At 36.7% G+C, this 8,000-nt stretch carries 10 protein-coding genes; 7 read left to right on the top strand and 3 right to left on the bottom strand.

The annotated features are described in order from the left end of the window. Positions 1 to 598 precede the first annotated feature (598 nt). Entirely contained in the window at positions 599 to 1,471 is an 873-nt protein-coding gene (locus tag D8M06_RS14675; RefSeq protein ID WP_121205221.1) for an SDR family oxidoreductase, read from the top strand. A 188-nt stretch (positions 1,472 to 1,659) separates the two neighbouring features. On the opposite strand, the gene D8M06_RS14670 is transcribed toward D8M06_RS14675, so the two are convergent. The 3 genes from D8M06_RS14670 to D8M06_RS14660 form a co-directional block, all read right to left on the bottom strand. Further along, the gene (locus D8M06_RS14670) at positions 1,660 to 3,153 is read right to left on the bottom strand and encodes an alpha-amylase family glycosyl hydrolase (protein WP_241558961.1); all 1,494 of its coding nucleotides are present in this window, start codon (positions 3,151 to 3,153) and stop codon (positions 1,660 to 1,662) included. Positions 3,154 to 3,344: 191 nt separating this feature from the next. Beyond that, on the bottom strand, positions 3,345 to 3,716 hold the full coding sequence (locus D8M06_RS14665) for a YisL family protein (RefSeq protein ID WP_121205219.1): 372 nt from the start codon (positions 3,714 to 3,716) through the stop codon (positions 3,345 to 3,347). 221 nt (positions 3,717 to 3,937) lie between these two features. Further along, the gene (locus tag D8M06_RS14660) at positions 3,938 to 5,110 is read right to left on the bottom strand and encodes a DUF418 domain-containing protein (protein WP_121205217.1); all 1,173 of its coding nucleotides are present in this window, start codon (positions 5,108 to 5,110) and stop codon (positions 3,938 to 3,940) included. A gap of 937 nt (positions 5,111 to 6,047) precedes the next feature. Between D8M06_RS14660 and D8M06_RS14655 the strand changes: the two genes are divergently transcribed. The 6 genes from D8M06_RS14655 to D8M06_RS14630 all read left to right on the top strand — a co-directional run bounded on the left by D8M06_RS14655 (position 6,048) and on the right by D8M06_RS14630 (position 7,997). Continuing rightward, entirely contained in the window at positions 6,048 to 6,260 is a 213-nt protein-coding gene (locus D8M06_RS14655; protein WP_121205215.1) for a spore germination protein, read from the top strand. A gap of 14 nt (positions 6,261 to 6,274) precedes the next feature. Then, positions 6,275 to 6,481: a spore germination protein GerPB gene (locus D8M06_RS14650; RefSeq protein WP_121205213.1), complete on the top strand. Its 207-nt coding sequence runs from the start codon at positions 6,275 to 6,277 to the stop codon at positions 6,479 to 6,481. A 91-nt stretch (positions 6,482 to 6,572) separates the two neighbouring features. After that, positions 6,573 to 7,169, top strand: a complete 597-nt coding sequence (gerPC, locus tag D8M06_RS14645) for a spore germination protein GerPC (protein ID WP_121205211.1) — start codon at positions 6,573 to 6,575, stop codon at positions 7,167 to 7,169. Then, complete coding sequence (locus D8M06_RS14640) at positions 7,150 to 7,326, top strand: spore gernimation protein GerPD (RefSeq protein ID WP_121205209.1); 177 nt, start codon at positions 7,150 to 7,152, stop codon at positions 7,324 to 7,326. Before gerPC ends, D8M06_RS14640 begins: the two co-directional genes overlap by 20 nt. A 20-nt stretch (positions 7,327 to 7,346) precedes the next feature. Continuing rightward, positions 7,347 to 7,727 (top strand): spore germination protein GerPE, encoded by a 381-nt coding sequence (locus D8M06_RS14635; RefSeq protein ID WP_121205207.1) that lies wholly within the window; start codon positions 7,347 to 7,349, stop codon positions 7,725 to 7,727. Positions 7,728 to 7,778: 51 nt separating this feature from the next. Further along, positions 7,779 to 7,997: a spore germination protein gene (locus D8M06_RS14630; RefSeq protein ID WP_121205205.1), complete on the top strand. Its 219-nt coding sequence runs from the start codon at positions 7,779 to 7,781 to the stop codon at positions 7,995 to 7,997. Positions 7,998 to 8,000 lie beyond the last annotated feature (3 nt).

The following is an 8,000-nucleotide window of genomic DNA, read 5'->3' as shown; positions in this document are numbered from 1 at the left end:
AGCTGCCTGTCAGCTACCAAGCGCCTTGACACTTACTTGGGTTGAACTTTCATCAACCAGCAATTAACGGCTTGCTGGGCACGCCGCACGCAGAAAAAAGTGGTTTTCTTTTTTCAAGGAGTCTCCGTGTATTTCCTTCGCTATGCGTCTGCTCTACTTGTATAAACAAGAAAAATTCTGTTTTAAGGATTATAACGGTCTTAAAACGTAATTTCTAGAGCTATAAGCCCAAAGTAATCTTGAGCGCCTATTTAAGCGGAGGCAGAATACGGAGACTCCTGCGGGAAAAGCACGTGTCCGAAGACCCCGCAGCGGTGTTTTTTCCGCGAGGAGGCTGAGGCCGTGTCCGCGAACCGCAAGTATTCTGCCGGAGCGAATGACTGCACAAAATAATCATCAGTGTAAGCGAGAGCATTACTATTCGGAATTAAAGATATCAACAGTCTATACAAAATACAACATAATTTTATGCTGAAAAAGGTACTATCTTATAGGAAATAGCCATTTAATATTAGCAAAGTGGTGCGATGATGTTTTGATAACAGCCTCAAATATTTGGAAGACATTAGGGAATCCTACTGCATGAGGAGGCGATAGAATGGACATGGAACATAAAAATGGGAAAATAACTCCACCGAAACAAACACAAGGGAAACAACCTGGTATTGAAGCCAAAATGGATCCACGACCAGAATATATCCGTTATGATTATCAAGGTAGCAATAAATTAAAAAATAAAGTAGCTATTATCACAGGTGGGGACAGTGGGATTGGTCGCGCAGTCAGTGTACACTTTGCAAAAGAAGGTGCCGATGTAGCAATTCTATACTTAAATGAACAAGAAGACGCAGAGGAAACAAAGCAACTGGTTGAGCAGGAAGGCAGTAAATGTTTGTTGTTAAGCGGAGACATTGGAAATGAGGCATTTTGTGCAGAAGCTGTTCAAAAAACATTTGATACCTTCCACAAAATCGATATTTTAGTAAACAATGCTGCGGAACAGCATCCGCAACCAAGCTTTTTGGATATTACAAGCCAACAATTGGAAAAGACATTCCGCACCAATATCTTTAGTATGTTTTATTTAACAAAAGCAGTTCTTCCCCATCTGAGAAAAGGAAGTTCCATTATTAATACTTCCTCCATTACTGCTTATAAAGGAAATGTTGATTTAATAGACTACTCCGCTACAAAAGGGGCTATCGTTTCATTTACCCGATCCTTATCCAGCGCCATTGTAGACCAAGGAATACGAGTTAATGCCGTAGCACCTGGACCTATTTGGACACCACTTATTCCCGCTTCATTTAACAAGAAGAAAGTGGATTCTTTTGGTGGAAATACACCTATGAAGAGGCTTGGCCAGCCAAAAGAACTGGCTCCAGCATATGTCTATTTAGCTAGTGAAGATAGCAGTTATGTAACAGGCCAAACCATTCATATAAATGGTGGAACCATCGTAAATGGTTAGAAAAATAGCCATCAAGTACGTAACTTGATGGCTATCTACATGAATTGATAAACTATTCCCAAACCTCACTAAAAATAATAGATCCAAGACTTACACAAACGGTTAATGTTAATGTAATTAGTGCTAGCATCTATAACACCTCCAAGTTTTTAACATCAAAATATATAGTAAAAAGGAATAAAATCCTTTTATACTTTTTCTTCTTGTTTCTTTTGCTTTCTGCTTAAATATATTACAGCAAAAATGAATAAAACAAAGACTCCACCTACGAAACTAATAAATCCCCAATTCAATCCCGTATTCGGACCTACAGTATAAACTTCAGCAGTTTCACGCGCTAATCCAAGACGATATACTCCATCCTGATTTTCGCGAACAGTATTATCACCTAGATAACCTCTCAACTGCATGCCAGATTCAATGTCCGTTAATGAAACTTCTTTTGATTCACTGCTATTATTAATCGCTATAAATACTGTTTCTCCTTCATAAGAACGACGGAAAACACTCATAGCACCACTTGAACCAACTAACTCAAAATCTCCATGTTCTAACGCTGGGAAATGCTGTCTAAGGGAAGATATCTTCTGGTAATACTCTTGCAGTTCATCTTCTCCACTATTAAATTGCACAAGTTGCTGTGCTTCATGTGCGTTTCCGCCATACATGGGGATTTCTGATCCTTGAAAAATCATTGGAGTTCCTGGAGTTGTGAACATATAAGTTAGAGCTAACTTCCACACGGTTAAAGAATTACGCCCATTTTCCGAGAACTTCTGTGTAAATCTTTTCGTATACATATCGTCCACGTATAATAGTGAAGATGTACTTTCATTCTCTTTCCAAACATCATAGATTTCTGATACCTCATTATCTGGCATAGAAAACACATCCGACATTACCGTTGCAATCGAGCGATTTTCAATGGCCTGTAATGTCGTGTTTTCTAAAATCTCCTGATTATTTTCATCAGTTATTAACGTATCACCCAATAAGTAAAAATTAGGATTATTTGCTTGTATATGTTCTGTTAATTCAGTTAGAAACTCCATAGGCACTCGATCAACCCCATGAAGCAAATAGCCATCTATATCGGTTTCATTTATCCAATAGTCAGCTACATCCATCATGTAACTTTTCACTTCTTCATTTTCTAAGTTTAATGATGCTGTATGATCTAACCAATCTGGTCCACTTTGTTCTTGATCTGTAAACCAGTCTTTTTCTGCTTCATTTACGATGGGATGACTTTCTGCAACATATTTCGTGACAAACTCAATAATAATTTTCATATTTCGATTATGAGCTTCCTCTACTAATAATTGAAAGTCCTCCATTGTACCAAATTGTTCTTCAATTTTATAGAAGTCCTCAATCCAATAACCATGATAACCATCGTCAGCATTTGCCATAATTGGTGACAGGGAAATGGTTGTTACTCCCAATTCCTTTAAATCATCCAACTTATTGATAATCCCTTCAAAATCTCCACCATGATATTTAAGAGGATTCTCTACATCTACTTGTTGATCAATCTGATGATTTCTATTATTATAGCGATCAATTAAGACGTTATATATCACTTCTTCCTGAACTTTTTCCTCCGCAGAAACCAAAATGGATAGATTTGTGCCAAGAAAAAAGATACATGTCATTACAAATATTCCAAAGAACTTCTTCATCAAATTTCCCCCAACCAATAAAATGTCTTTCTGATTTGCCCTTTCTACTTTCATTATTAACGAAACAAACAAATAGTCAACATTATTTCCCATATTGTTAAAAAGGGTTCACTTTTTGCCCTATTTTTATCATTGCAATATAAAAAACTGCATAAAAAAAGACTGTCCCAAGACGGACAGCCTTTCCTATTTTATAAACTAACACCATATGGTAGACGCACAAAACCTAATACCATTACGATAATTAGAGCAATAATAAATTGAATCCACCAGCTTTTCACAGGTTTTCCTTTTGCTTTCTTCACTAAAATAAGTTCCATCGCTGCAATCAACCATATACCAGCGACTGCTTTGGTAATTGCTTCTGCAAATAACGGCATTTGAATACTAGCAAAATAGCCCCCAATTAAATCTCCACCAGTGTACAAAATAAATAAATAATCAAGACGTAAAATCATTTGTACAATTTTAGCAGGTTTTTCTTTTCCTTGATTGAGTAAAACGAGTGCTACTGCAAATAGAATAAATCCTAGTACCCATGAGGTAATATGCATATGTGTCATATAGAATGTTTCCTCCCTTTCATATATCCCTTGTTCCTTTGAATCATTATTAGTAAATAATTAATTTACTAACGATATCATACCATGACAGACTCGTTCGGTCATTTAATATCTATTCAACATTGGCTACATCTACTATTTTTTTCTGTCCCCAAGGTGCCATTATTAACGTAATTGCCCATTTTTTAGCACTTGATAAATGATAATGATTAGGAACTCGTTCACTTTAGTTGTTTTCGAAATGGCTGTCGCTTTTGATAAGTTAAACTTCTCCATACCCATTCAAGAGGTCCAAAACGAAAATGCTGGAACCACCATATGCTGAAGAAAACTTGAAAAGTAAATACTAGGACAACAATGATAACTCCGGTAAATGGTGTGATTGATCCATATAAACCAAACCCATAAAATAGGATAAAATTAATGATAGATTGTGAAATATAGTTGGTTAATGCCATTCTTCCAACATAGGTAAATGGCTTTATTATTTTCATACCAAGAGGAGTACCAGTGAGTAAGGTAATCAGTGTAATGTAAAACAATGCGGAGAAAGTTCCGCCAATATTATCTTGTATGTAGGAAAACCACGTCGGATTACCAAACATATATGGTCCCATTTTTATAGCAATGAAAAGGATTAATGAAATTATACATAATGTAACTAAAATAGATTTATATTTTTTCGGTTCATGCAGCCAGCGTTTTTCAGCCAGATACATTCCAAATAGAAATAGCGGCAATAATACGAGAGTTAGGAAAAACAATCCAAATATACTATTCGAATAGGTCCAGTCCTGGAAATTCTGTGCCCAGATCGCCAGTATTTCCCCACTTTGGTAATTTTGATAGGATTGTTCGATAGCAGCGTAACCGATATAGTCTAAATAATCTCTGGATAAATAATATAAAAAGGAAAGAAAGCCAACACTTCCTCCCAATAAGAGTAAACCTATTATGAGTTTTGTTTTTGCTTTCCGTTTTAAAAATACTAACAAAATGATACCAACCATACCATATGACAGTAAGATATCTCCATGCCATATGAAAAATGCATGAACTGCACCGAAACAAAGTAAGATAAACAGCCTGCGAAATAAAAATGGATACAATTTACTATTCCGAGCTATGATTCTTTCTTTCATCATTTGAATTCCAAAACCAAACAATATCGAAAACAGGGTATAAAAACTAGCCTGAAAGAAAATATCTATAAAAACTTGTGTAAACTGATTTAAACTGGATGTCCATGCTTCCTTATCTCCACCATATAGGAAGTACGGGGCACTAAAAGCACCGATATTGACCATAAATATCCCAAAAATAGCGAAACCCCTTGCTGCATCAATCCAAACCAGCCGATTAGATTCTTTAATTGGGGATGCATCCTGACTCATTTGTCATTTTCCTTTCTTATCAACAAACTACTTTTCTTTTATCATACCATGTTTGGATGTCATTTTATTGTATAGAATTCTAGATTGCCGATTGCATTACCTCTTTTATTTTATTGAAAGGCTGTTTACTAAAAGATTTGTTGCTTTTTGCACAATAATTTTATTCAGCATTTTGTATAGACTGTTGATTACTTTAATTAAGAATACTGCTATATATCCGCTACGGAAATACACTCCGCTTTCCGCGGGGAGCTGGTGAGCCTCCTCCGTGCTGAAAAGCGTGTGCGCCTGCGTCTACTAGTATCGCTTCGAAGTAGGCTTCCTCGGCGCAAGGGAACAGTGAAGCTTATTCAAGTAGTTCCCTCACTACGTAGTCTCACCGATGCTCTTCTTCCCGCAGGACAAGGAACGCTTCGGCAGCGAAACATCGCACGCAGAAAAAAGTGGTCTTCTTTTTTCAAGGAGTCTCCGTGTATTTCCTTCGCTAAGTTCCTACGCTACTTGATTTTAAGTAAACAAATTTATTTTATATGAGGAAGAGCTATCCCAAACGTGACATTACGGACTTCAGCTATAAAAATATCTAGACCATCTAACATAGCGGAGGCAGAATACGTAGACTCCTGCGGGAAAAGCACGAGTCTGAAGACCCCGCAGCGGCGCTTTTTCCGCGAGGAGGCTGAAGCCGTGCCCGCGGAAAGCGTAGTATTCTGTCGGAGCGAATGATAGCACAAAACTTTCATTAATGTAAGCGAGAGCTATACTACTCTTAATTAAATATATCAACAGTTTCTATCAAATCCATAACAACAAGCTTTGCGAAAAGAGCCTATTGAAAAATGTACTATATTTTTTCTTATCAATCCTTGTTCAAAATTCTTCTGCAACCATCAACTTTTTTTCGTTTTGTCATAAACTATGGAGAAGGGGGATTTGTATGCCTGCAAAAGTTGGCGCGGTTAAAGTGATTACTGTATCTTCATCCAGCATCTTTAATATTGGAGATGTATATTCTATGGCACCAATAAGTTCTGCAAAAACTTATGCTGGTGGCGGCTCCTTCAATACAGGTAATGGGATCCGAATCAATCTAAACAATTCAAGTACGAATGTTACTGATTCTGACAAAGTCGATCAGCCTGCCAGCTAGTTGGAGTGAATCAAATGAACATGACCGTTCAACAAACCATTAATATTCATTTATTAAAAATTGGTTCTGTAACCAATTCATCCGTTGTACAAATTGGCAGTACCGGAAGTATACATGCACAGTCAGATATCTATAATACTGGTGGTTATACGGAACTTGCAGAACAGGCACTGCCTCAAGACATTGAACCTCCCCTGGTCCCACTTGCACCCCAAACATAATAAACATATTCTAACTTTCTGCATAATATATATCTAGGCATTCGTCTAACTTACAATAGGCCAAACTAATACCTACAGGGGGGCGTTCTTAATGTATGGTAATGATTGGAACCAGTTTATGTATGAAATGCAACAACGCATCCAACAACAAACGATGAGGATTCAAGAACTGGAAGAAAGGGTTCGTACGCTTGAAGAAGCACAACAAAACAGTAAGAGTACGAATATAGAAAAAATAGAATATAAGTTTGATCAGTTAAAAATTGAAACATTATCCGGTTCCCTTCATATCGGTCTAACCCCTGATGACTTAAAAAATATGGAAGATTTGACACTTGGGCAACAAACCCAACTCAATCCAACCAATAGCATGTCACCCTTCGATCAACAACTTACAAGAGAATTGCAGCAATGGTTTCAATCGTCAGGTCCACCATTAATCCAAGACTTGGCTAATCAATACAGATGCTCTATTGATGAATCTCATCAATCCATGTTGCTTCAAGATGTTTTAAATCAATTTCCTGAACGTATACGTTTTTATAAAGATCAAGCATCATCCACAACAAATGAAAAAGAACTTAAAGAATATATTTTAAATCATATAAAAGAAGAAATATATCAATCCCTATCCAGATATATGAAAAATAATAAAGGAGAAGAAAAAAATGAACATGGAAATTCATAACTGGGGACTTAATGTTGGTAAAGTAGAAATTACTGCTGTAGGTTCTTCCTCTGTATTTTTAATTGGAGATAATGATTCTATTGTACTGTCCTCTTTTTTTGATACACCACCTGAGAGCTTTACAGTAGGTAATATCGTGCCACTATCGCTCTCATAACAACTAGGGGGAATAACTCTATGCACGACCGAATATCAAACGTTGGTCAAATATATACAATCGGAATTTCTAATGCCGGCATATTAAATATTGGTGATTCTCATCAAGCTACTCCCAAAGCAAGAACCATGGCCATTCAAAAAGAGGGTCCTACTATTAAAAAAGATTTACAATTTGAAGACTACTCCATTTTTCGCCAGAAAGCGAATTGGCCTAAAACATTACAATCTGCAAAAGTACGAAAAAAAACAATCCATCATGATGTGAATATTAATGTTCGGCAAGTATCTCTTATGGCGTTAAGTACCTCATCCATCTTTCAAGTTGGCAATCTAAACAAAATATCATCTGAAGCTAGAGTTAAACATTTTAGGATGCTTCAAGATAATGAACAAAATTGAGGTTCCCTTCATATTTTGTATATAAATAGAACTAGAAAAGTAGGTGTTAACATGCCATCCATTGTTGGGCCGATAAAAATAAACAGCGTTGGCGGTGGAGTAGTAAACTTCGGGGACGCTTTCTATCTCTCACCAAAAAGCAGTTCCAAAACAAACGCTGGTTCTGGTGCGTTGAATACTGGAGACTTTATCAATACTAATACGGGGTACAGCGCAACAAGAACATTAGACCCTGACGTTTCAGATCAAAATGTTACTGCCAATGCATGATAA

It is taken from the genome of Oceanobacillus halophilus (genome assembly GCF_003628505.1).
Taxonomy (GTDB): Bacteria; Bacillota; Bacilli; order Bacillales; family Amphibacillaceae; genus Oceanobacillus; species Oceanobacillus halophilus.
The sequence above is the reverse complement of the archived record's forward strand: the minus strand, read 5'-3'. Positions and strand labels throughout refer to the sequence as shown.